General features: G+C 66.2%; 25 protein-coding genes and 1 pseudogene. 13 read left to right on the plus strand and 13 right to left on the minus strand.

The genetic code is table 11. The features are described 5' to 3' along the window. A pseudogene (locus A5645_RS04155) lies at positions 1-336 on the plus strand (VWA domain-containing protein); the annotation flags it as partial. Positions 337-339: 3 nt separating this feature from the next. Then, positions 340-1,320 carry an NAD-dependent epimerase/dehydratase family protein gene (locus tag A5645_RS04160; protein WP_065128561.1) on the plus strand — a complete coding sequence of 327 codons (981 nt, stop codon included), beginning with the start codon at positions 340-342 and terminating at the stop codon, positions 1,318-1,320. A 4-nt stretch (positions 1,321-1,324) separates the two neighbouring features. On the opposite strand, the gene A5645_RS04165 is transcribed toward A5645_RS04160, so the two are convergent. Then, positions 1,325-2,128 carry an SDR family NAD(P)-dependent oxidoreductase gene (locus A5645_RS04165; RefSeq protein WP_065128562.1) on the minus strand — a complete coding sequence of 268 codons (804 nt, stop codon included), beginning with the start codon at positions 2,126-2,128 and terminating at the stop codon, positions 1,325-1,327. Between the two features lie 90 nt (positions 2,129-2,218). Here A5645_RS04165 and A5645_RS04170 point away from each other — a divergent pair, with 90 nt between their 5' ends. Then, entirely contained in the window at positions 2,219-3,154 is a 936-nt protein-coding gene (locus A5645_RS04170) for a TIGR03619 family F420-dependent LLM class oxidoreductase (RefSeq protein ID WP_065128563.1), read from the plus strand. On the opposite strand, the gene A5645_RS04175 is transcribed toward A5645_RS04170, so the two are convergent. The 3 genes from A5645_RS04175 to A5645_RS04185 are packed head-to-tail and all read right to left on the minus strand — an operon-like array spanning position 3,155 to position 6,337. After that, positions 3,155-3,718: a DUF732 domain-containing protein gene (locus A5645_RS04175; protein WP_172830459.1), complete on the minus strand. Its 564-nt coding sequence runs from the start codon at positions 3,716-3,718 to the stop codon at positions 3,155-3,157. Positions 3,719-3,746: 28 nt separating this feature from the next. Then, complete coding sequence (locus A5645_RS04180) at positions 3,747-5,447, minus strand: patatin-like phospholipase family protein (RefSeq protein WP_065128564.1); 1,701 nt, start codon at positions 5,445-5,447, stop codon at positions 3,747-3,749. 2 nt (positions 5,448-5,449) lie between these two features. Next, positions 5,450-6,337, minus strand: a complete 888-nt coding sequence (locus A5645_RS04185) for an Rv3090 family protease (RefSeq protein WP_065034076.1) — start codon at positions 6,335-6,337, stop codon at positions 5,450-5,452. 125 nt (positions 6,338-6,462) lie between these two features. Between A5645_RS04185 and A5645_RS04190 the strand changes: the two genes are divergently transcribed. Further along, positions 6,463-6,858, plus strand: a complete 396-nt coding sequence (locus tag A5645_RS04190; RefSeq protein WP_065034089.1) for a DUF4267 domain-containing protein — start codon at positions 6,463-6,465, stop codon at positions 6,856-6,858. A 30-nt stretch (positions 6,859-6,888) separates the two neighbouring features. On the opposite strand, the gene A5645_RS04195 is transcribed toward A5645_RS04190, so the two are convergent. Genes A5645_RS04195 through A5645_RS04205 form a run of 3 tightly spaced genes read right to left on the minus strand, consistent with a single transcriptional unit; the run spans position 6,889 to position 9,399 of the window. Next, positions 6,889-7,308 carry a TIGR03618 family F420-dependent PPOX class oxidoreductase gene (locus tag A5645_RS04195; protein ID WP_065034077.1) on the minus strand — a complete coding sequence of 140 codons (420 nt, stop codon included), beginning with the start codon at positions 7,306-7,308 and terminating at the stop codon, positions 6,889-6,891. A gap of 43 nt (positions 7,309-7,351) precedes the next feature. Beyond that, entirely contained in the window at positions 7,352-8,551 is a 1,200-nt protein-coding gene (locus A5645_RS04200; RefSeq protein ID WP_065034078.1) for a cytochrome P450, read from the minus strand. A gap of 14 nt (positions 8,552-8,565) precedes the next feature. After that, a complete protein-coding gene (locus tag A5645_RS04205; RefSeq protein WP_065128565.1) occupies positions 8,566-9,399 on the minus strand; it encodes a mycofactocin-coupled SDR family oxidoreductase in 834 nt (277 codons plus the stop codon). Positions 9,400-9,475: 76 nt separating this feature from the next. Here A5645_RS04205 and A5645_RS04210 point away from each other — a divergent pair, with 76 nt between their 5' ends. Next, positions 9,476-10,066 carry a TetR/AcrR family transcriptional regulator gene (locus tag A5645_RS04210; protein WP_081288151.1) on the plus strand — a complete coding sequence of 197 codons (591 nt, stop codon included), beginning with the start codon at positions 9,476-9,478 and terminating at the stop codon, positions 10,064-10,066. On the opposite strand, the gene A5645_RS04215 is transcribed toward A5645_RS04210, so the two are convergent. The 3 genes from A5645_RS04215 to A5645_RS04225 are packed head-to-tail and all read right to left on the minus strand — an operon-like array spanning position 10,047 to position 11,823. Continuing rightward, positions 10,047-10,541 carry a nitroreductase family deazaflavin-dependent oxidoreductase gene (locus tag A5645_RS04215; RefSeq protein WP_065034091.1) on the minus strand — a complete coding sequence of 165 codons (495 nt, stop codon included), beginning with the start codon at positions 10,539-10,541 and terminating at the stop codon, positions 10,047-10,049. The genes A5645_RS04210 and A5645_RS04215 overlap by 20 nt on opposite strands. A gap of 59 nt (positions 10,542-10,600) precedes the next feature. After that, complete coding sequence (locus A5645_RS04220; protein ID WP_065128566.1) at positions 10,601-11,569, minus strand: TIGR03621 family F420-dependent LLM class oxidoreductase; 969 nt, start codon at positions 11,567-11,569, stop codon at positions 10,601-10,603. 20 nt (positions 11,570-11,589) lie between these two features. Then, on the minus strand, positions 11,590-11,823 hold the full coding sequence (locus tag A5645_RS04225) for a hypothetical protein (protein WP_036353988.1): 234 nt from the start codon (positions 11,821-11,823) through the stop codon (positions 11,590-11,592). 201 nt (positions 11,824-12,024) lie between these two features. On the opposite strand from A5645_RS04225, the gene A5645_RS04230 reads away from it, so the two are divergent. Continuing rightward, positions 12,025-12,477, plus strand: a complete 453-nt coding sequence (locus A5645_RS04230) for a DUF5994 family protein (protein WP_172830460.1) — start codon at positions 12,025-12,027, stop codon at positions 12,475-12,477. A gap of 3 nt (positions 12,478-12,480) precedes the next feature. Next, positions 12,481-13,308 carry an LLM class F420-dependent oxidoreductase gene (locus tag A5645_RS04235; protein ID WP_065128567.1) on the plus strand — a complete coding sequence of 276 codons (828 nt, stop codon included), beginning with the start codon at positions 12,481-12,483 and terminating at the stop codon, positions 13,306-13,308. A gap of 3 nt (positions 13,309-13,311) precedes the next feature. On the opposite strand, the gene A5645_RS04240 is transcribed toward A5645_RS04235, so the two are convergent. Next, the gene (locus A5645_RS04240; protein WP_065034093.1) at positions 13,312-14,268 is read right to left on the minus strand and encodes an LLM class F420-dependent oxidoreductase; all 957 of its coding nucleotides are present in this window, start codon (positions 14,266-14,268) and stop codon (positions 13,312-13,314) included. An 80-nt stretch (positions 14,269-14,348) separates the two neighbouring features. On the opposite strand from A5645_RS04240, the gene A5645_RS04245 reads away from it, so the two are divergent. Then, positions 14,349-16,160: a glycoside hydrolase family 15 protein gene (locus A5645_RS04245; protein ID WP_065128568.1), complete on the plus strand. Its 1,812-nt coding sequence runs from the start codon at positions 14,349-14,351 to the stop codon at positions 16,158-16,160. A gap of 64 nt (positions 16,161-16,224) precedes the next feature. After that, on the plus strand, positions 16,225-16,443 hold the full coding sequence (locus tag A5645_RS04250; protein WP_065128569.1) for an acyl carrier protein: 219 nt from the start codon (positions 16,225-16,227) through the stop codon (positions 16,441-16,443). Between the two features lie 7 nt (positions 16,444-16,450). Here the strand turns inward: A5645_RS04250 and A5645_RS04255 are convergent, their stop codons facing one another. Together A5645_RS04255 and A5645_RS04260 are read right to left on the minus strand one after the other, a co-directional pair. Beyond that, complete coding sequence (locus A5645_RS04255) at positions 16,451-18,253, minus strand: sulfatase family protein (RefSeq protein WP_065128570.1); 1,803 nt, start codon at positions 18,251-18,253, stop codon at positions 16,451-16,453. After that, positions 18,246-18,725 carry an SRPBCC family protein gene (locus A5645_RS04260; RefSeq protein WP_065128571.1) on the minus strand — a complete coding sequence of 160 codons (480 nt, stop codon included), beginning with the start codon at positions 18,723-18,725 and terminating at the stop codon, positions 18,246-18,248. The genes A5645_RS04255 and A5645_RS04260 overlap by 8 nt, the downstream gene beginning before the upstream one ends. 67 nt (positions 18,726-18,792) lie before the next feature. Here A5645_RS04260 and A5645_RS04265 point away from each other — a divergent pair, with 67 nt between their 5' ends. The 4 genes from A5645_RS04265 (at position 18,793) to A5645_RS04280 (ending at position 20,919) form a co-directional block, all read left to right on the plus strand. Further along, positions 18,793-19,167, plus strand: coding sequence for a DUF2750 domain-containing protein (locus A5645_RS04265; protein WP_065128572.1), 375 nt, complete (start codon positions 18,793-18,795; stop codon positions 19,165-19,167). Between the two features lie 65 nt (positions 19,168-19,232). After that, positions 19,233-20,150 carry an HpcH/HpaI aldolase/citrate lyase family protein gene (locus A5645_RS04270; RefSeq protein WP_065128573.1) on the plus strand — a complete coding sequence of 306 codons (918 nt, stop codon included), beginning with the start codon at positions 19,233-19,235 and terminating at the stop codon, positions 20,148-20,150. A 129-nt stretch (positions 20,151-20,279) separates the two neighbouring features. Continuing rightward, positions 20,280-20,546 (plus strand): DUF732 domain-containing protein, encoded by a 267-nt coding sequence (locus tag A5645_RS04275; protein ID WP_065037694.1) that lies wholly within the window; start codon positions 20,280-20,282, stop codon positions 20,544-20,546. A 16-nt stretch (positions 20,547-20,562) separates the two neighbouring features. After that, complete coding sequence (locus tag A5645_RS04280; RefSeq protein WP_065128574.1) at positions 20,563-20,919, plus strand: DUF488 domain-containing protein; 357 nt, start codon at positions 20,563-20,565, stop codon at positions 20,917-20,919.

Raw genomic sequence — 20,919 nt, forward strand, 5'->3', positions numbered from 1 at the left:
GGGATCCGGGGTGCGGGGGAGATCCTCAAGACCGAGGCCGGCACCCCGAACAGGCTGCTCATCGTGCTTTCCGATGGTTACCCGTACGACGACGGTTACGAAGGCCGCTACGCCGAAGCCGACGCCGCCAAGGCGCTGGTGGAGCTGCGCGCAGACGGTATCGCCTGCCTGTGTCTCTCCATCGGCCCTACCGCCGACACATGCTCGTTGCAAAGGGTTTTCGGCTCGGCCGGCTATGCCACCGCCCCGACCCTGGCCGACCTGAGTCCGCGGATGGATGAGCTGTTCCTGGGTTCGCTGCGCGAACTCGCCGCGCCGATACCGATTCGAGGATGAAGCATGAGAGTGCTGTTGACGGGTGCGCTGGGCAATATCGGCCTGTCGACGCTCGAATCCCTGGTGCTCGAAGGCCACGACGTGGTCGCGTTCGATCTTCCGTCCCGTCGCGCCCGAAAACTGGCATCCGCCTTCGACACACGGGTGCACTTCTTCTGGGGCGACATCACGTCTGACGACTCGGTGCGGCAGGCGTTGCAGGACGTGGACGCGGTGATCCACCTGGCTGCCATCATTCCGCCCGCCTCGGAACGGTCGCCCGCTTTGGCGCAGAAGGTGAACCTCGACGCGACCCGGAACCTGATCGCGCGCATGGAACAGTCACCCACCGCCAAACGGCTCGTCTTCGCGTCGTCCATCGGTGTGTGTGGCGAGATTCAAGACCGTGAGCCGCCGCTGCGGGTGGACATGCCGGTCTCACCGACTGACGAGTACGGCCGGCAGAAGGCGGCCTGCGAGCAGGCAATTCGGCAATCGGGGCTGCAGTGGAGCATCCTGCGGCTCGCGGCGGCCTCGCCCATCCACCTGCAGAGCCAGGATCCCAGCATCATGTTCGAGTTCAGTCCCGACGCGCGATTCGAGTTCCTCCATCCCGCCGACGCGGGGACGGCATTCGCGCGTGCGGTGGGTTGTGCGGAAGCGATCGGGAAGACCCTGTACATCGCCGGCGGGGAGAGTTGCCGGACAACTTATTACGAATTCACCAATACGCTGATGGGTGCGATCGGAATCGGCCCCGTCCCCGCTGACGCCTACGTGCAGACAACCCCGCCCCGGTTCTTCGGCGACTGGGTGGACACCGAAGAAAGTCAGCGTCTGCTGCAGTACCAGACGCGCGGGCTTGAGGACCAATTGCGGGATATGCGGCGAGAATTCGGCCTGCTGGTGCCGCTGATCCGTATGGTGCGCCCGCTCGCCACTTGGTTCGTGGTCCGGAGTTCGGCCTACCGCAAGGAGAACCGGGCGGCCGTCGGCCGCGTCTGAAAGGCTAGATGAAGTCGGATCCGCCGTCGACGTTCACGGTCGCGCCGGTCACATATCCGTTGCGGCGGGAAGCCAGATACGTTGTCACCGAGGCGATCTCCTCCGGGAGTCCGGCCCGGCCGAGATCGCAGGGGTGATGAAAGGTCTTCTCCACCCAGCGCATGACATCGTGCGGATCGGACGAGTCCAGGCCGTCGAGCGCCAGCGTATCCTTGAGCACCTCGGTGAAGCTGGCCGTCACGATCGTCCCGGGGCATACGCAGTTCACCAGGATGCCCTCGGGGCCAAGACTTTTGGATAGGTTCTTGGTGACGCTGGACAGGGCCGACTTGGCCGCGGTGTAGGCCACCAGGTGCGGACTCTGCCGCTGGATGGAATGGGCGGACAGCGTCACGATGCGCGCCCAATTCGCCGCGCGCAGTTGGGGGAGGGCGGCCCGGATCGACCGCACCGCCGACATCGTGCCCAGCTCGAACGCCGCATGCCAATCCGCGTCGTCGAGATCGTCGAACGATCCGGCGCTCGGTCCGACGGTGTGGACCAGCGCATTGAGCGAAGGCCACCGGTCGGCCACCGCGCCGAAGCCGGCGACGATCGATTGTGGGTCGGACATGTCCACCTCGACCGGCAGCACCTCAGGCGCGCCGGCCGAGCGGATTTTTGCGGCGGCAGCGTCGAGTGCGGCCCGGCCGCGGGCCATGATGGCGACCGACGCGCCTTCGGTGCCCAAGCTCTCGGCGATGGCCAGTCCCATGCCCTTGCTGCCTCCGGTGACGACCGTTGTCGCACCGGTAAAACCAAGATCCATTGCAATACCTGCCTCGATCCGGGGGCGCAGCACCGTCGCCGCTCCCTGCACGATAGCGGTAAGCGCGTTCTTGACCGATACTCTCGACGCATGACGGATCGTCCGAAAATCTCGTTGTATCTGCGCACTTTCAGTGATGACCCGGAGGCGGACTGGCAAGGGACCCTTGACACCGCGCGTGCCATGGATGCGGCCGGTGTCGACCGGGTGGTGGTGTCCGACCACGTGGTATTCGGCGAGAACCTGGCCGCCTACAGCGACCCGGCGTTGGGTGGAACCGCGGGAGGACGCCAGCCGACCGGCCCGGATGGGCACTGGCTGGAACCCGTCGTGCTCCTGACCGCGGTGGCCGCCACCACCGAACGCATCCGGCTCGGCACTGGGGTGTTATTGGCCGCTCTGCGGCGGCCGGTGGTGTTGGCCAAGCAACTGGCCACCTTGGATGCCCTGTCGGGCGGTCGGGTGGACCTGGGCGTGGGCATCGGCTGGCAACGCGAGGAGTACGAGGCGGCGGGTCTGGCGTTCGAGCGGCGCGGGCGTCTGCTCGACCACACCCTCGAGGTGTGCGAGACGTTGTGGACCCAACAGCGCGCGACCTACGACTCGCCGGAATTGTCGTTCGACGGCATTCACCAGATGCCAAAGCCGGTGCAGGCCGGCGGTATCCCGATCTGGGTCAGCGGAACGGTCAATCCGGCGGTGGCACGACGGCTGAGCAGATTCGGAAAACGTTGGATCCCATGGGGACCCGCCATCACCAACCTCAAAGGCGCCGTCCCGGCCATGAAAAAGGCAATCACCGACGCCGGCGGCGACCCGAGCGGTTTGCAGGTGCAGGGGTCCGCGGCGTTGGTGAAAGCCCCCGACCGCTCCATCGACGTCGCTGCCTGCATCGACGCTGCGACACAGCTCGTCGCCGACGGAGCGACCGATATCCGGTTCAGCGGCGGGCTGCCGCGCGACCCTGCGCACACGACCGAGGCGCTTGCGGAACTGGTCAGCGCCTTCCGGCGGGCCACCGACTGATCAGAAGGCGGCGACCAACTTGCTGTACTGCGTGCAGTAGGCGCGGACGGACACGGCGACGAAATCGTTGGCGTGAGCGGCGAAATCGGGACTGTCTTGTTGAAACTGCGCCGTTATCTGCTGGACGGACATGCCGGCATCAAGGTTCTGGCACACCGTTTTCCCGTTGTGTACGGCCACGTCGGGATTGGCGAACTCAATGCCTTTTTCGTTGAGCGCCGCGATGTAGCGGTTGTCCTGGTCGGGCGTCGAGGAGACGGTGGTGGTCGTCGTCGCCGAGGCACGGCTCGACGCGGCGGTGGTGCCGGCCGGTTGTGAGGCGTCGTTCGATTTGTTGTCGGTGGCCATCACCCAGCCGACCACCACGATCACGATCGCGAGCGCCAGACACGTCAACAGCAGCGCGGCGGCGCGGCTCCAGGCGGTGAGCCAGGTCTGGTCGATGTCTGCCGGCGCGCCGGCGGCCTGCTGGCGGTCACCGCCCTCGGCCGGCATGTTCGTGACGGCCGGGACGTCGTTACCCCGCGACCACGCCAGGTTCCCCGATTCCTCCGGGTCGGACATGTGGGTCATCGTAGTCTGCGGTTGCCGGTCAGGTCAGGCGACGGCCGCGCCAGCGGGCGAAGCGGCTGCTGGGCGCCTGGATCGCGGCCATCACCGAACTCATCGACGACGCCACCGACTTCGCGTGTTCCTGGGGCTCCGTGCTGGGCGCCGCGGGGGCGTCACCTTCCCACCACGTGGCCTGCAACAGTGCCGACGTCACCGGGATGGCTTTGTCGACGCTGCTCCGTCCCCAGCGGCACGCGCGGTCGATCGCGGCGGCCGACGGGGCGAGGTTGATCGGCGACAGGGTCCGTTCGAATCGGACCAGGTGGTCGGCGTAGGGGAGGTTGCGCAGCATCTGCAGCTGGATCGCCTGCAGGATCGGCGCCAGCCAGAGGTGTCGCGAATCCCATTGTGGGTGAAAGCAATCGAACGCCAGGTAGCAGGCATTGCGGGTACCGAGCTTGCCGTCGCGGACCCGCTTCCAGGCCAGTTCTACCGGGACATTGCTGGCCGCACCGCCATCCACGAGCGCCGCGATGTCCCGCTGGGCGCACAGGTCGTCGAGCAGCGGCAGCATGCGCGGGTCGCGGGTCTCGTGGTGCAGCACGCCGGGGATCGCCGACGAGAACGATGCCGCGTCCAGGACGTCGAAGTCGAGCGCGGGATCGTCGCCGGTGACGACGACCGGCTTGACCACCCGCAGGTCGATGAACGCCGAGACCTGCCACATGCGTGCCGCGACCAGCGGCCCAATCCCGATGGGGCGGAACGGAACTGACCGGCCCTGCAACGCCGCCAGTTCGGGGCGGCGAAACCGGGAGGGCAGCGCTGCGTACGGTTGCCGGCGCACGCCGGCGATGACGACGTCGAACGGGATCGCCAGGTCCGACATCCGCAGCCGTTCACCGTCCTCGCGGCTGAGCAGCGCGTGGGCGAACTCGTCGAACCGCAACGTGAACAGGCCGGCCATACCGTGACGGCGGCGCAGCCGCTCCGGCCCCAGGATGGCCCGATAGGAGACCGTTTTGGCCCAGTCGACGTACTCCTCGATCGGTATCGGCAGTTCCCGGGCCACCAGGCTGCCCAGGATCGAGCCGAACGAGGAGCCGATCAGGTAGTCGGGTAACTGACCGGCCTCCAACAGGCGTTGCACGCCGCCGATATAGACGAAACCGGCGCCACCGCCCCCGCCCAGGATCGTCACCAGCTTCTTGTAGCCGACCTCGGCGTCGAGTTCATCGGCGCTGAAATCGTTACGGTGGCGTTCGATTAGGACGGATCGTTGATCGTCCTGCTCGTCGGTCAGGCTCCTGAGCACCTCACGTGCGGCCGTCAGCGCCTTGACCGGATCCGATTCCTCGCGCAGCGGCCCGTAGAGCGCGTCGACGACGCGGGACCGCCACGGCCCGACCTCCGCGCCCACCGAGATGTCCCCGCGGCCGCGGCGGCCGCCGGGACCCGCCGCCCCGGGTTCGAAGTCGGCGAGCCGGGCGAAGTTGAGGATGTAGCGCAGTCTGCGCACTTCCTCGGGGGCCAGCACGTCGGGATGGGCCAGCTGGTTGCGGACGAGCCGGTTCTCCATCTTCTGCAGCAGCACGGCCGGATCGGCGGCCGGTAGGTCGACGGTGTCCAGGGCCGCTTCGGTCGCCTCGGTCTCGAGGTCCTCGACCTCTTCGAGCAGATCCAGGCTGGGCCTGCGTCCACCCCAGCGGCCGCGCAGCGCGTCGGCGAACGGGAGCGGCACGCCTACCGCCCGGGCACCGGCACGGTCGGCACCGCCGCGGTGCCCGGCCAGCAGCCCAACGGGCTGATCCCCTTATTGATCGCGGCGGTGATGCAGTTCTGCACCACCACATTCGGGTCGTTGCTGATCGAGCGGGACAGGATCTCGTTCGCCTTGGCCTGCGCCTCGGCGGTGCGCTGGGACTCCACCGCGATCGAGGTCTGCGCGCGCTGCTGGTTGAGCTGGTTGATCTTGTCCTCGGTGCCCTGGTCGTACTGGATGGTCGGCACGTTGACGTCGAAGATGTCGACCTGCCCGCCGACGTCCTGGCGCAGGATGTCGGCGGCCCGCTTTGCCAGCGCCGGCAACGGCGACACCTCCAAGTTGCGCGGGTCCAGCGGGTTGAAAGCGGCGAACACCTCGTTTAGCGCCACCGACAGGTTGCGCTCGATCAGGTTTACCCGCACGTTGTCGAACGTCTTGTAGCTCTGAAAAAGCTCCGGAGCGGCGTGCTGCTTGAGCTGCCAGCGGATGCTGACGTCGGCCCATGCGGTGGATTGATTGCCTAGCCGCACCATGATGCGTTCATCGTGGCTGCCGTTCTTGACGTACTTGTCGATCTGGACGGCTCCGTCCATCTGGTGCGCCATCTGCCACGGCCACTTACCGTGAAAACCGTTGTTCAGGCTCACGCCGGTCGGCCGGCCGAAGGTGGTGAGGATCGCGATCTGGCGAGTGCCCACGATCGTGAAGCAGCCGAAGAGGAAGAACAGCACCGCGGCGGCGAGCGCGCCCAGTGCCACGCGCCTGCCGCGGGCGCGGCCGGTGTCGCTGCCGGCGAACCGCCACGACACCGCCGCGACGCCGGCAACGATCAAACCCAGCACAAACAGCACGATCTGCCACGTCATCCCTGGACTCCTTTTGCTCGTGTGTCGCGGGAATCCTATCGACCGGCCGCTGCACGGGGGGAGGGATAAATCGCTTTCGCAACAAGCTCATTGAGATCGGAGTGCTCGGTACTAAGCTGCCGACCATGTCGATTGATCGTGCGGCGCTCATTGCCGGCAGCATCCGGCTTGCCTCCGGTATTTCCTTCCTCGTTGACCCCATCAAGGCAAACAAGTTGTGGGGTGATCCCGACGATCAGACCGCGACCGCGCAATTGCTTTTGCGCTCAATGGGTTACCGCGACGCGCTGATCGGCGGCCTGCTCGCCGTCTCGGGTCTGCGGGGCAAGAATACCCGCGGCTGGTTCCTGGCCTCCGGCGGTGCCGACGCGGCAGACCTGCTCGGCGGGCTCAGCGTGCATGACCAGATGAAGCCTGCGCAGCGCGTCATTGGGTTGGGCGGCGCCGCGGTGGGCATCGGTGTCGGATTGTGGGGTGCGGCGCGCCGCAGGCCGGCGGCGGTCGAGCCGACCGACGCCTGAGGTCTTAGCTAGGACGCTGCTAGGACGCCATCAGGACCAAGGCCCGATGCCGCCGACCTTGTCGATGCGGATGCGGGTCAGGAAACCGGGCGGCGCGCCGGGTGGGGGAAAGACGTTCGGGTCGGACAGTGTCTTCGCGAGTTCCTTGAGCAACTCGGGCGCCCCGCCCTCGACGATTCGGGCGGTGCCGTTGATGGCCAGGTAGGGGCGCATCGCCCCGCCCGGGTCCTCGGTGGACACGATGGTCACCGCAACCCGCGGATCGTTGCGGACGTTGCGCACCTTCTTGTGTTCGGCCAGATGCGCGGTGACGAGTTCGTCGCCGTCCGGCGTCGACTGCAGCGCGACCCAGACCAGGCTCACCTGGGGACTGCCGTCGGGATTGAGGGTGACCAGGGTGGCGTCGGCACCTGCTCCGATGAGCTGCCGCGCCGCATCGTTGAGTTTCATGCGTTGTTATACCGCCGCGGCGGGTGATTAATTCCCGTCCCGGTCACACCACAATGCGTAGCCGCTCCCAGCCCCGGACCGTCGAGGTGGGCGCCAGCTTGAGGCTGTCGTAGTCGATTTCCCACTCCGGCCACCGGTTGAGCAGCTCGTCGAGTGCCACCCTGCCTTCCAACCGGGCCAGGTTCGCGCCCAGGCAGTAATGCACGCCTTTGCCGAACGTGAGATGCGAGATGTTGTCGCGATGGATGTTGAAGGTGTCAGGATCCATGTAGCGCAACGGATCTCGGTTGGCCGCCCCGAAGAGCAGCAGCACCGCGCTGCCGGCCGGCACCTTGGTGCCGTAGGCCTCGAAGTCGCGGATCGTGTAGCGCCCGACGTGCGGACCTGTCGGCTCGAACCGCAGCGTTTCGTCGACCGCGCGCGTCAGCAGCGACCGGTCCTGCACGATCTCCCGGCGCTGATCGGGATGCTCGGCCAGCACCTTGGCCAGCCAGCCGATCAGCCGTCCCGTCGTCTCGTTGCCCGCCCCGGCGACCACCTGCGTGTAGTGCAGCACCTCCTTGCGGGTGAGCTTGCGCGTCACGCCGTCGGCGTCCTCGAACTCGACGTTGAGCAGCGAGGTCATCAAGTCGTCGGAGGGGTTCTTGGCCCGCCAGTCGACGTACTCGGCGTAGATGCGGCCATCGGCGATCGCTTCCGGGTCGGCCACCTTCATCGGGGTACCGGGCCTGGTGCGCAGGTTGGCGTCATTGGCGTCGCGCACGCCGATCTGCTCTTCCTCTGGGATGCCCAGCAGCATGCCGATCACGCGCATCGGCATCATCGAGGCGAGTTCGGCGATGATGTCGAATCCGTCCGAGCCGACCAGTGGATCCAGACAACGCACGCAGTAAGCGCGGATCTGATCCTCGATGGCCGCCATCCGCCGTGGGGTGAAGACGCGAGACATGACGCCGCGCAGCATGGTGTGGGTCGGGGGGTCCTCGAACATCATCACGCCGGGCGGCATCGGGAACTTGGACTGGATCAGCTCGAGAATGTCACTTCGGCTGTTGGAGAACGTCTCCCAGTCCGAGAGCGCCTTCTCCACATCGGCATGCCGGGAGATCGCCCAGAAGTTGTAGCGCTCGTTGTAATAGAGCGGGGCCTCGTCGCGCAGCCGGGCGTAGGTGGGGTAGGGGTCCGCGGTGATGTTGACGTCGTAGGGGTCGTAGTAGACGTCCGTCTCGGGGGCGATGGTCATGCGGGGGCGTTTCCTTACTTCAGGCAGCTGCCCGCGTCCACGGGAAGCGTGACTCCGGTGATGTAGCGCGCCTCGTCGGAGGCCAGGAACAACACGGCGTTGCTGATGTCTTCGGCGTTCACCCAGGGGATCGGCAATGTGTGGAAGGTCTGACAGATGGGTGCCAGGTCGTCTGGTCCGGGATTCTCCAGGTCGGGGCGGAACAGCCGAAAGGTCATGTCGTTGATCAACAGTGGTGTGTTGACGTGGGTCGGGTGCACGGTGTTGACCCGAATGTTCCTCGGCCCCAGCTCGACGGCGAACGACCGCATCAGCCCCACCACGCCGTGCTTGGCGGCGTTGTAGTGCCCAGTATGCGTGTAGGCCTTCAGGCCGGCCACCGAACTGGTCAGCACGATGGAACCGCCATCACCCGAAAGCATGTGGGGGACAGCGGCTTTCACTGACTTCCACACCCCGCTCAGGTTGACGTCGAGCATCTCCTGCCACAGGTCTTCGTCCATCCGGTCCAGGCGCGGAGCGATGGTGCCGATGCCGGCGTTGGCCACCACGATGTCGAGCCGGCCGAGTTGCTCGACGCCGCTGTCGACCGCAGCCTTGAGCGCTTCGTAGTCGCGGACGTCGACCTCGGCGGTGACCACGCGGCGGTCCAGGCCCTTGACGAGGTCGGCCGTCTCGGCCAGGTCTTCCGGCGAGGACGCCGGAGCGGGGGAGTTGTCGAAGCCCCGACAGATATCGATGGCGATGATGTCGGCGCCCTCTTGCGCCAGTCGCACCGCGTGACTGCGGCCCTGTCCGCGCGCCGCGCCCGTAACGAATGCGACCTTGCCTGCAACCCGGCCTGCCATGGCCCTCCTCGTTGAGTAACCTTGTTACAGAAGGTACGGTAACCGGGTTACCCGACGAGGGCAAGGGGTTCGTCACGTGGTCGGCGCCGAAGCGACGATCGGCGATCAGGATCGCCGAGTCGGTGACCCCATCCTCGATGTCGTAGTGGGCATCCTGGAATCCGACGGCTACGACGCGGTGCAGTTGCGCGAGGTGGCAAAGCGCTCGCGGACGTCGTTGGCCACCATCTACAAGCGCTTTCCGAACCGGGACGCGCTGATCCTGGCCGCGCTGGAGAGCTGGATGGACGCGAACCGGTACGCCGGATTGGCGTCGCAGACGCATGATCCCGACGAATCCGTCTACGACGGGCTCATGCGGGTCTTCCGCACCATCTTCGAGCCGTGGGAACGTCACCCGGACATGCTTCGCGCCTACTTCCGGGCGCGGTCGGCTCCCGGGGGCCGGCGGCTCGTCGACCGTGGCCTCGACGTTGTCATCCCGGCCACCATGGCGGTGCTGCGTGACACCGACGCCGACCTGGTCGAGGATCTGCCGCCGATCGTGTCGAACCTCGCCTACGGCCTGGTTGCGCGGTTCGCCGCCGGAGAGATCCCCATCACCGAGATCCTGCCGACCCTGCAGCGCGCGCTGTTCCGGCTGACGGTCAGCGTGGGGAAAGGATGACCACGGGGATCTCCCGCTCGGTCCAGCTTTGATACTTGGCGAAGTCGGCGTACAGATCGACCAAGCGCGGCCACAGCTCGGCCCGTTCTCCGGGTGTGGCGACGCGGGCCGAGACCGCGAGGTTGCGTCGGCCTTTCACGTGGATCCGGGTCTCGGGGTTGGCGACCAGGTTGTGGTACCACTGCGGGTTCTTGGGCATACCGCCCTGCGACGCCACGATGACGAAGTCGTCACCGTCGTTGAGATACAGCAGCGGCGTGGTGAATTCGCGGCCCGACTTACGGCCCCGATGTTCGAGCAGCAGCGTCGGCACGGGCTTGCGGAGGCCGGCGCCGATACGCCATTTGTTGCCGATGCGCCCATTGGTGAGCTTGAAGACCGCAACGTGCCCTTTGGACGCGTACTTCATAACCTTGGCGGTCACCGGGGACGTCAGCCCGGATGGCGCGTCGTCGGGCAGCGAGAATTTCGGCATCGTCGACTCCTTTGTCAAGGCCTTCTTCAAGGCCCTGTCAAAGCCTTGGTCAGCCAGCATCATCCGCGGCCGCTCAGCTTAGCGACGACGCCTGCGAAGGCGTCGACGTGTGCCTGCTGCACGGTCACATAGTTCACGCCCAGCACCTCGCGGCGCGAAAGAAGCGTCTCGGCAATAGTTTCCCCCGAGCCGATCAACACATTCGGATGGTCGCGCAAGACCTCCGGTGCAATTCCGGTGCGGGACGCCAGATTCGCCAGCGCGGCCTGCGTGTCCTCGGTGACGTCGACGAAATACGGCGAGCTCTCGACCTCCAGGGCGCCGTAGCGGTCACCCGCGGCGGCCCGCACATAGCCGATCCGGCGGCGCGCCTCCGCCTGCGGATCGAGGCCGGCCTCGTTGCGCGCGATGAAGGGGACGTTGGAGATGCTGACGATGTCTGCTTCCTGGGCGGCCAGGCTCAGAACCCGCCGGCCGCCGCCACCGACCATGATCGGCGGATACGGACGTTGCACGGGCCGGGGCCGGCCGGCGTAGCCCTGCACATTGACGAATTCACCGGCGCAATCGATCTCAGTGCCGGAGAAGTGGGCACGCAACAAGCCAATCACCTCGCGCAGCTTGGCGATTCGGCGCTGCGGGCGGTCGAACGGCACGCCCAACGCGGCGTACTCGTCAGCGCTCCACCCCGCACCGATACCTAATTCCAGCCGTCCGTCGGAGAGCAGATCAAGAGTGGCGGCCTCCTTGGCCAGCACGGCTGGGAGGTGGTAATCGACGCAGAAGACGCGGCATCCGATGCGCAGCGTCTCGGTCACCGTCGCTGCCGCGGCCATCGCCGCGATGGGAGCGAGGTCTTGGCGGGGCGTGCGAGCGGCGCGCTGGGCAGGGCCGGGCCCAAGGTAGTGATCGGCCAGAAACAGCGTGGCATAGCCGAGGTCCTGGACCTTCAGAGCGGTGTCACGCCACTCGTGGGCGCTCGCGGCGTTGGTGGCCTGAACGGCGAACCGAAACGGTGGTCTGCCCATTCCGGTCGGCGCCTACACCATCAGGATGCTTTGGCGAACCTGCGCACCAGATCGTTCTCGCCGAACGTGCTCGCGTAGTCCTGTCCCCGGTCGTCGCGACCGAAGAAGGTCCAGCGCTTGCGGCCCGATTGGGGGCCGCTGATCATTTTCACGATGTAGCGGGAATGCTCGGCGTCCACCGTACCGATGGCGTCACCTACCCGGATCTCCGACGGATGGATCTCGGGAGCGTCCCGCCAGTCCTGTATGGCCATGCCACCTATCCTCGCTCATATTGCGGATTTGCGTGCCGAACCGGCATTAATTCCACAGTACGCATAGTTCGGTGGCATCAAGCCCACGACCACCTCGCCGTTGGGGCCGGGTGACCGGTGGCGTAGCTTTGCCACTGAGCCGTTCGGTTGTCGGCGGTGGGAAGGAACGATCCTGATGCGCCCCACCCGTCCGACCGCGCCGTGACATATCCTCTGGTGGCCCGCCGACGAGCCACCCCCATCCGACTCAGCCTCGCTTCTGACCTGGGCCAGGACATCGACGGTGCGTGGTGGCCGCGCACCGATCGGATCAGTGGTGAGCTGCCGGACCTGGTGCTGGCGCTGAGTAACCGGCTGGGCGAGATCACCGAAATCAACGTCAACTGGCCGTCGCTGCAACGCCCACCCGATCTGAACTGGCGCGGGTGGCAGCTCAAGCATCAGCACGTCATCAGCGCGAAGAGCGGCGACGCGTGCGCGAACGTGCTGATCATTCCGTATGCCACCAACAGCACCCTGGCGACGATGATGCTGCGGCGTGCGGCCAATCTGCCGATTGATCCCGCGTATTGCGAGACAACGTCCTTTCACACCGCCGGCTCTATTCTTTATGCCGCCAGGCAGCAATTCGCGTCGGGTCGCGCGGAGGAGTAAGCGATGGATTTCGGTGTTCTGGCGTTCATCACTGACGAGAGCATCGGGCCGGCGGAACTGGGGCGAGCTCTTGAGGAGCGCGGGTTCGAGTCACTGTTCGTGGCCGAACACACCCATATCCCGGTCAACCACGACAGCCCCTACCCCGGTGGCGGTGAGCTGCCGCGGAAGTACTACCGGCCGCTGGATCCGTTTGTGGCGTTGACCGCGGCGGGGACGGCCACCCAGAGGCTGGTGCTGGGTACCGGGATCGCGCTGGTTCCCGAACGAGATCCCATCGTCACGGCCAAAGGGGTCGCGTCGCTGGATTTGGTGTCGCAGGGTCGTTTCCGCTTCGGAGTGGGTGTGGGTTGGCTGCGTGAGGAAGTCGCCAACCACGGTGTCGATCCCGCGGTGCGCGGCCGGGTGGCCGAAGAGCGGCTGCTCGCCATGATCGAGATCTGGACCAAGGAGCAAGCCGAATTCCACGGCAAGCATGTCGATTTCGATCCGATCTACTGCTGGCCCAAGCCAGCCACCAAGCCGTATCCGCCGCTGTATGTCGGTGGCGGTCCGGCCAGTTTCAAGCGGATCGCCCGCCTGGGAGCCGGTTGGATCGCGATCTGCCCGTCCCCGGAGTTGTTGTCGTGGCCACTCGACGAGTTGCGCAACACGGCCGGGCCCGATGTGCCGGTGACGGTGTGTCAGTGGGGTGAGGCGAGCCCCGATGTCCTGGCCGGCTATGCGCCGTTGGGCGTCGAGCGGGTCCTGGTGGAGTTGCCGAGCGAGCCACGCGATGAGACGCTGCGCAGGCTCGATGGGCTGGCGGCTCAGCTGGCGCCGCTGGCCTGACCCCTACTGACGTAACTGGGGCAGCACTTCGCGCTCCCAGGCCGTGAAGAACCCTTCCATATCGGGTCCGATCTGCTGCACGTATACCTCGTCGATGCCGGCCTCGAAATGCTGCCGGACCTGAGCGGCATGCTTGTCGGTGTCGGGCCCGCAGGTGACGTTCTCGGCTACCTGTTCCGGCGCAACCAGCGACATCAATTCGGCGAAATCCCTTGGCCGAGGCAGAATCTGGGCCGCCTGCCCGGGCAGCGCCTCGTTGGCCCACAGCCGGTGGGCCGCCTTGAGTCCGTTGTCCGGGTCGCGATCCCAGCTGACCTTGGTGCCGGCTTGCACCGGTTTGCCGCCGCCACCTGACTCGCGGAAGGTTTTCACCAGATCGGCGTCAGGCATCGCCAGCACGTACCCGTCGCCAATCCGGCCGGCCAGTTCGGCGGCCTGCGGGCCGAAACCGGACACGTAGATGGGGACCGGCTGGTCCGGGCGAGTGTAGATACGAGCGTCTTGCACTTCGTAGTGCTTGCCGTGGTGGCTGACTTCGTCACCCTTGTGCAGCAGGCGGATCACATCGATCGCCTCTTCCAGCATCTCCTGCCGCACCCCGACCGAAGGCCAAGGATCGCCCAGGATGTGCTCGTTAAGCGCCTCACCACTGCCCACGCCCAGGACGAAGCGTCCGTTCAACTGAACCGCCGCCGTGGCCGCGGCTTGGGCGATGATCGCCGGATGGATGCGGATGGTCGGACAGGTCACCGCGGTGCTGACGGGCAGGCTGGTCACCTGCGACAGCGCGCCGATGATGCCCCAGACGAAAGGACTTTGGCCCTGCTCGTCGTTCCAGGGGTGAAAATGGTCGGAGATCCACAGCGCGTCAAACCCGGCCGCCTCAGCGCGCTTGGCCTGGTCGACCAGCTCCGCGGGTCCGAATTGCTCACAGGACAAGAAATATCCGATCTTCGCCATGGCGTCCCGGCTACCCCGTAACGCCTGATCTACACGGCCCGCGCCGGGTTTATCCTCGACCAGCTGGGGAACGCGATGGCGTGCCGGCACCCGAACTAGACCCGACCACCTCAGCGCCAACTGAATCACCCTGTCGCGAAGACGGTTTCGTTCCGCTGCGCAGCTACGCCCCGATCGGGGACGGCCGCACGATCGCGCTGGTCGCCGAAGACGGTGCCATCGACTGGCTTCCGATACCCAACCTCGACTCGATACCGGCCTTCGCCGCCGCCCTCGACTCGTCCAACGGCGGTCGCCTCGAACTGGCACCGTCGATTCCCTTCACCTCGCAGCGCCGCTACCTGCCGGGAACCAACGTATTGGAAACGACCTTCAGCACCGATGCCGGACAGGTGCTGGTCACCGATGCGCTCAACCTTGGCCTCGATGGCCGGTTGCCATGGACTGAACTGGTGCGCCGGGTGGATGGCGTCGACGGTGAAGTGCCGATGCGGTGGCGCATCGCACCCGGCACCTGCTTCGATACGGCGTCGCCGTGGGCCCGACAGACCCCGCACGGAATAGTGCTGCGCCTCAAAGATTTAAACCTCGGCGTGGTGACTTCCGAAGACATGGACGCCGAGGTCACCGACCAAGCCGTAGCGGGCGCGTTCACCATCGATGCCGGACAGCGTCGGGTAATCGGGTTGGTGGCCACCGACGCAGAACCGTTGATGTTGTCGCCGGTGGACGACATCGACCGCGGTCTGGACCGCACCGTCGCCCATTGGTCTAACTGGTCCAGTCAGTTCGAGTGCACCGGCACCTGGAAAGAAGCGCTGCACCGCAGCGTGCTGTTCTTGAAACTGCTGATCTTCACCCCGACCGGTGCCGTGGCCGCGGCCGCGACGACCTCGCTCCCCGAACGGCGGACCGGAGGGAAGAATTGGGACTACCGCTACGCGTGGGTGCGCGACACCGCTTACACACTCGACGCGTTGCGCCGGTTGGGCATCAGGGAGGAGACCCACGCCGCAATCAGCTGGTTGCTGCGCACCGTGCGTCGCCACCGCGCCGGCACCGGGGTGTTCTACCGCCTGGACGGTTCGCCGGTGGATCCGGTGATCGAGCGGGAGGCGCCCGGCTGGCGCGGAATCGGCCCGGTGGTGACGGGCAACCGCGCACACAATCAACTGCAGCTGAGCATCTACGCCGATCTGTTTTCAACCGTGCGGTTGTACGTCGACGCCGGTCATGCGCTGGACACGCACACCGGACACATGTTGGCCGACTTCGCCGACCAAGCCTGCGACGCGTGGCGCAACCGTGACGCCGGAATGTGGGAGCTGGAGGCGCTGGAGCACTACACCTCTTCCAAGCTGGGCTGCTGGCACGCTTTGCGCTGCGCGGTAGGGCTGGCCGAGATGGGCCAGATTCCCGGCGATCCGGACCGCTGGGCCAGTGAAGCCGAACGCATCCGCAACTGGGTGGAACGCGAATGCTGGTCGGACGAACTCACCAGCTACGAGTGGTATCCGGGCAGCGGAAAACTCGATGCCTCAATCCTGTTGCACGCCGGCAGCGGTTTCGACCAGGGCCCGCGGATGTCTAAGACCATTGACGCCCTTCGCCACAACTTGGGCAGTGGACCGCTGCTCTATCGCTTCACCGGCGCGCGGGAAGAACAAGAGGGGGCGTTCGTCGCCTGCTCCTTCTGGACGGTGTCGGCGCTGCACTCGGTCGGCCGCGATGAAGAGGCGCGCGAGTTGATGGACGAACTGGTGGCGCTGGGCAACGATGTGGGCGTGTTTGCCGAGATGATCGACCCGGGCGACAACTCGTTCCTGGGCAATCTGCCGCAGGGGCTCAGCCACCTGGCGCTCATCGGCGCGGCGCTGGATTTGCAGTCCTGATAGTCGTTTAGGCACTCTGCGCAGGGGTAGCACTGACGGATCAATTCACACACGAGGAGAAATCATGGCTACGGGTGAAACCGGATTCGACGACGTCACTTTTGATCTGATCTCGGTGCAGTACCACTCACTGAAGGCTGGCCACGACTACGGGCAGTACGTGCGGGATGCCAAGAAGGCCGGATTGGACGATGTGGCTTCGTTTTTCGAAGAAGTGATGGCACAGGATTCAGACCGGGCTCAGCGCGCCCACAAGTTGCTGGCCTCGATCCAGTCTGGCTAGGTGGAATCTAGCCGAACCGACCGAACACCCGCTGCAGCACCCCTGGCGACTTGCGCTCGGGTGGTTGCCGGGTGGCGTAGGGCCACGGCCGGTTGCGTTCGGGCACCGACGACGCCCGAGCTTGCTTGAGCTGCATCCGCAGATGCGTTCGCAATTCATGCAATCCGGGGTCGGCCCACCTGTTGTCCGCCTCCACGGGGTCGGTGGTGAGGTCATACAGTTCCCATTGGTCGTCGATCGGGTCGGTGCGGTAGGCCTCGCCGCCGATGCCGTTGGAGGCCAGGTGCCGCACGCCGGGCTCCGTCCAGGTGGCCGGGTCGTCGAACGTGCGCACCAGCTTCCACAGGTGTCCGGCGCCGCCGTCGCTGTCGTCGACGCGCACCACCAGTCCCTCGAAGTTCGAGGCTACGTGTGCCGGCAGCTTGATGCGAAGCGGCGCAGGAGGATTCACGTCACGGCCGAGTTGACGCGACAGCGCCGAGGCCCCGGTGTCACCCTCGAGCACGTTGTCGCGCGTCATCAGATACACAGCCCTGGTCTCGTCGGCGGGTGCCCCGTCCACTACCGGCATCAGGTCGCGCCCCGGGAGCGGATGCACCTCGGAGAACGACTCGGCGAGGTCGGTGGCCGTGGCCTCCACGTCGATGCCGGCTGCGCTGAGCAGGGTCGGCACCAGATCAACATGAGAGGTGGGCGCGGTCACGGCGCGCGGCCCGGTCGCCTGCCGGCCGATACGAGCGATGACGAACGGCACCCGGGTGGCCTCGTCGTACATGTTGAACCACTTCTGGTGCAAGCCGCCGTGTGCGCCGAGGAGCTCGCCGTGGTCGGAAGTGCGTACCAGGACGGCGTTGTCCGATCCGCCCTCGGTGACGGCCCGCCGCACCCGGTCGATCGGGGCGTCGACTTCGGCGTGTAAGCGGTAGTACAGGTCTCGATAGCGCTGCGCGTTCCGCTTGTACGTGCGGCTGATAGCCGGAGTCGGTCCGTATCCCGAGTAGTAGGCCTCGCGGAAGGCGATCTGCGCGGCGGGCTTCGTCGACAGGTCCTCTTCGGAGGTGGGGGCCGGCGGCACCGGCGGCGGGTCGAGCGGCGACGGCTGCACCGGGCTGCGCCGCGCCCAGGCCGGGAACAGGACGATGTCGTGCGGGTTGACGAAGCTGGCCACCAGCAGGAAGGGGCGCAACGCGGCCGCGTCACCGGCGCGGCGGCGCGCGTAGCGGTCCTCGAGCCACGCCACCACCCGGTCGGCGATCAGCGGGTCCCGTCGGTAGCCGCTGTTGGCGTTGCCGGCGCCGTGGGGTTCGGGTCCCACCCAGCCGGAGAAGCCGTAGGGGGCGAGCCGGTCGGCGTCGAGATAGCGCTGCACGGCCGCCGGGTCGACGACTCCGTCGTCGTCGTTGGTGGCCAGTGCGCCACCGGTCGCCGGATCCTCGAGGTCGGCGTGCGAGATGTGCCACTTGCCGTCGTAATGGGTGTCATACCCGGCCGCTCGGAACCAGTTGCCCAGCGTGGGTACCTCGCCGGCGCGCAGCCAGCGCAACCGGGAGTCGTCGTAGCGTTTGCCGATGCCGTCGGTCTGAGTGACACCGTGCAGGTCGGGGTAGTGGCCGGTGAAGATGGTGGGCCGGCTCGGCACGCAGGCGAGCGAACCGGTGTAGTGCCGGGTGAAACTCACGCCGTGTTCGTCGAACCACCGGCGGCCGGGTAGGGCCCGCTGCCGCCAGGCGAGGACATCGGCGGATTCGTAGGGCGGCACCGCGCGCTCCTCGTCGGTCATCAGGATGACGATGTCGGGGCGATCAGACATGCGTGGTCTCCACTCGATGAGCGAGTCCGGCCAAGAGCGCGTCGGACTGCCTGGCCATGAACCGCAGTAACACCCGTTCGGCCAGGTGGGCCGGCGGGCGGTTGCCGATCTTGAGCGTGCTGGTCAGCGTCACCAAAGTTGCGGCGCCCGCGGGTTGCAGCGTCCAGCGATTGGCCATCTGCCCCAACCGGGTCGGTAGCCCCTCGATGTCGTAGGCCAGCGTGGTGGGCGGCTCGAATTCGGTAATGGTCTCCACCAGCACGTTGCCGCCCAGCTGCACGCGTCGGGTGGTGCCGACCGGCTCGCCGTCGGGGCCCGCGCGCAACACGCACGAATGGTCGACGCTGTCCATCCAGGAACCCAGCCCGCCGAAGTCGGCCAGGATATCCCAGATCGCCTGCTGTGGAGCCGTCACCGTCCGACTTCGGGTGATGTTTGCCACGCGGCCATCCAACCACCTTCGCCCACACATCGTGGGCAATTCACGACATTCATCGTACAGTTTGCATAGTCAACTATTGCTGTTGGTAAGATATGCCATGCCTTTGCATTTACAAGCTGACCTGAACGCTCGTTACCAGCGTTTTGTCGCTCGCGTTCGAGCCGAAAACGAGGTATGGCTGCTGGTCGATCCCGACCTGCGCGGCGCGTGGGTGGAGTCGAACGAGTACGTGGCGCGAGATGGAGAACCGGTCGTCGTGCACCTGATTTTCTCGGCCGCGGCCTACGCGCAGCGGCACGCCACCGGGCCGTGGGAGGACATGACGCCCGTGTCGATGGATCTCGCTACGTTCACCAGCGGACCGCTGCTCCAGATGCACGAGGCCGGTCACCTGCTGGGGCCGGACTTCAACGCTGATCTGGCAGGGGTCGAGGTGGAACCGCTGGATCTGGCCGCTGCCCTGGTCGCTTGACCTGCCGCTACGGTTAGTGACGACACGCTCGACACGACCGGAATGCAGAGGCGGCCGACCACGCAATGTATGACCACGCCAACTACGACGCGACGGATCCCGCCGACATCGGCTCACGCCTCGATCCGGTCCTGGCCCGGAGCTGGCTGCTGGTCAACGGCGCCCATGCCGACCGGTTCGAGGCCGCGTCCCGATCTCGCGCCGACATCGTCGTCTTCGACATCGAGGACGCGGTGGCCCCGAAAGACAAAGTGACCGCCCGCGACAACGTCGTGCGCTGGCTGTCCGCGGACAACAACGACTGGGTGCGGGTCAACGGCTTCGGGACGCCGTGGTGGGCCGAGGACCTCGCGAAGCTGGCCGACACACCGGTGGGCGGGGTCATGCTGGCGATGGTCGAATCGGTCGATCACGTCACCGAGACCGCCAAGCGGCTACCCAACGTGCCGATCGTGGCACTGGTCGAAACTGCCCGCGGGCTGGAGCGCATCACCGAGATCGCGGCGGCCAAGGGCACCTTCCGGCTGGCGTTCGGCATCGGCGACTTCCGCCGCGACACCGGGTTCGGTGAAGACCCGACCACCCTGGCGTATGCGCGGTCCCGGTTCACCATCGCCGCTAAGGCCGCGGGACTGGCCAGTGCCATCGACGGGCCGACCATCGGTTCAAACCCGCTGAAGCTCATCGAGGCTACCGCGGTGTCCGTGGAGTTCGGCATGACCGGCAAAATCTGTCTGTCCCCGGACCAGTGCGCGGTGGTCAACGAGGGCCTGTCGCCGTCGCAGGAAGAAATCGGTTGGGCCAAAGAGTTTTTCGCCGAGTTCGAGCGGGACGGGGGCGAGATCCGCAACGGGTCGGACCTGCCGCGCATCGCCCGTGCCACCAAAATCCTGGATCTGGCACGCTCGTACGGCATCGAGGCCTCGGAGTTCGAAGACGAGCAGGTGCACTCGCCGGCCCCGTCGGACACCTACCACTACTGATAAACCCGGCGTAACGTCTTCTGGCAGCACCTGTCGTCGAGGAGGCGGACGATGAAGCACGGGGCAGCTTTGGTGGGTTCACTTGCCGGACCGATATTGGTGATATGCCCTGGGGCTCAAGCGGATCCGATGACTCTGCAGGACCACAATTACACCAAGTGGCTCTCCGAATCGGGCGTCAACTATCAGGGCAGAGTAAGCACGCAGTGGATGATCGATCAGGCGCACACCACCTGCTCGATGCTTGATCAGGACCCGACGCCCGCGACCTACCAGGCGACCATGGCCCGACTCGTAGGCGGACCCGGCAACTTCACCCAGCAGGAAGCCAAATCGACGGTCTACGCAGCGATCCAGACGTATTGCCACAACCACATCAGCCTGGTATTCGGGTGAATTGAACTGTGGTGCAATGATTTCCAAGCATGAGGTCCGGATGGCTCGAATCTACGACAAACCGGATCCCGGCGAAGGGCAGCGGGTGCTGGTGGACCGCATCTGGCCACGCGGGGTCCGCAAAGACGATTCGCGAGTGGGCATTTGGTGCAAGGACGTGGCGCCGTCGAAGGAGCTGCGGGAGTGGTACCACCACCGGCCCGAGCTGTTCGACGAGTTCGCGGCGCGTTACGAGGCGGAGCTTGCGGGCAGTCCGGCGCTGGAAAAGCTGCGGGACATGGCCAAGCGTGGCGCGCTTACTTTGGTGACCTCGACCCGTCAGGTCGACATCAGTCACGTGGCCGTGCTGGCGAAGCTACTCGGCAGTGGTTGA

It is taken from the genome of Mycobacterium asiaticum (assembly GCF_001673635.1).
In the GTDB taxonomy this organism is placed as follows: domain Bacteria; phylum Actinomycetota; class Actinomycetes; order Mycobacteriales; family Mycobacteriaceae; genus Mycobacterium; species Mycobacterium asiaticum_C.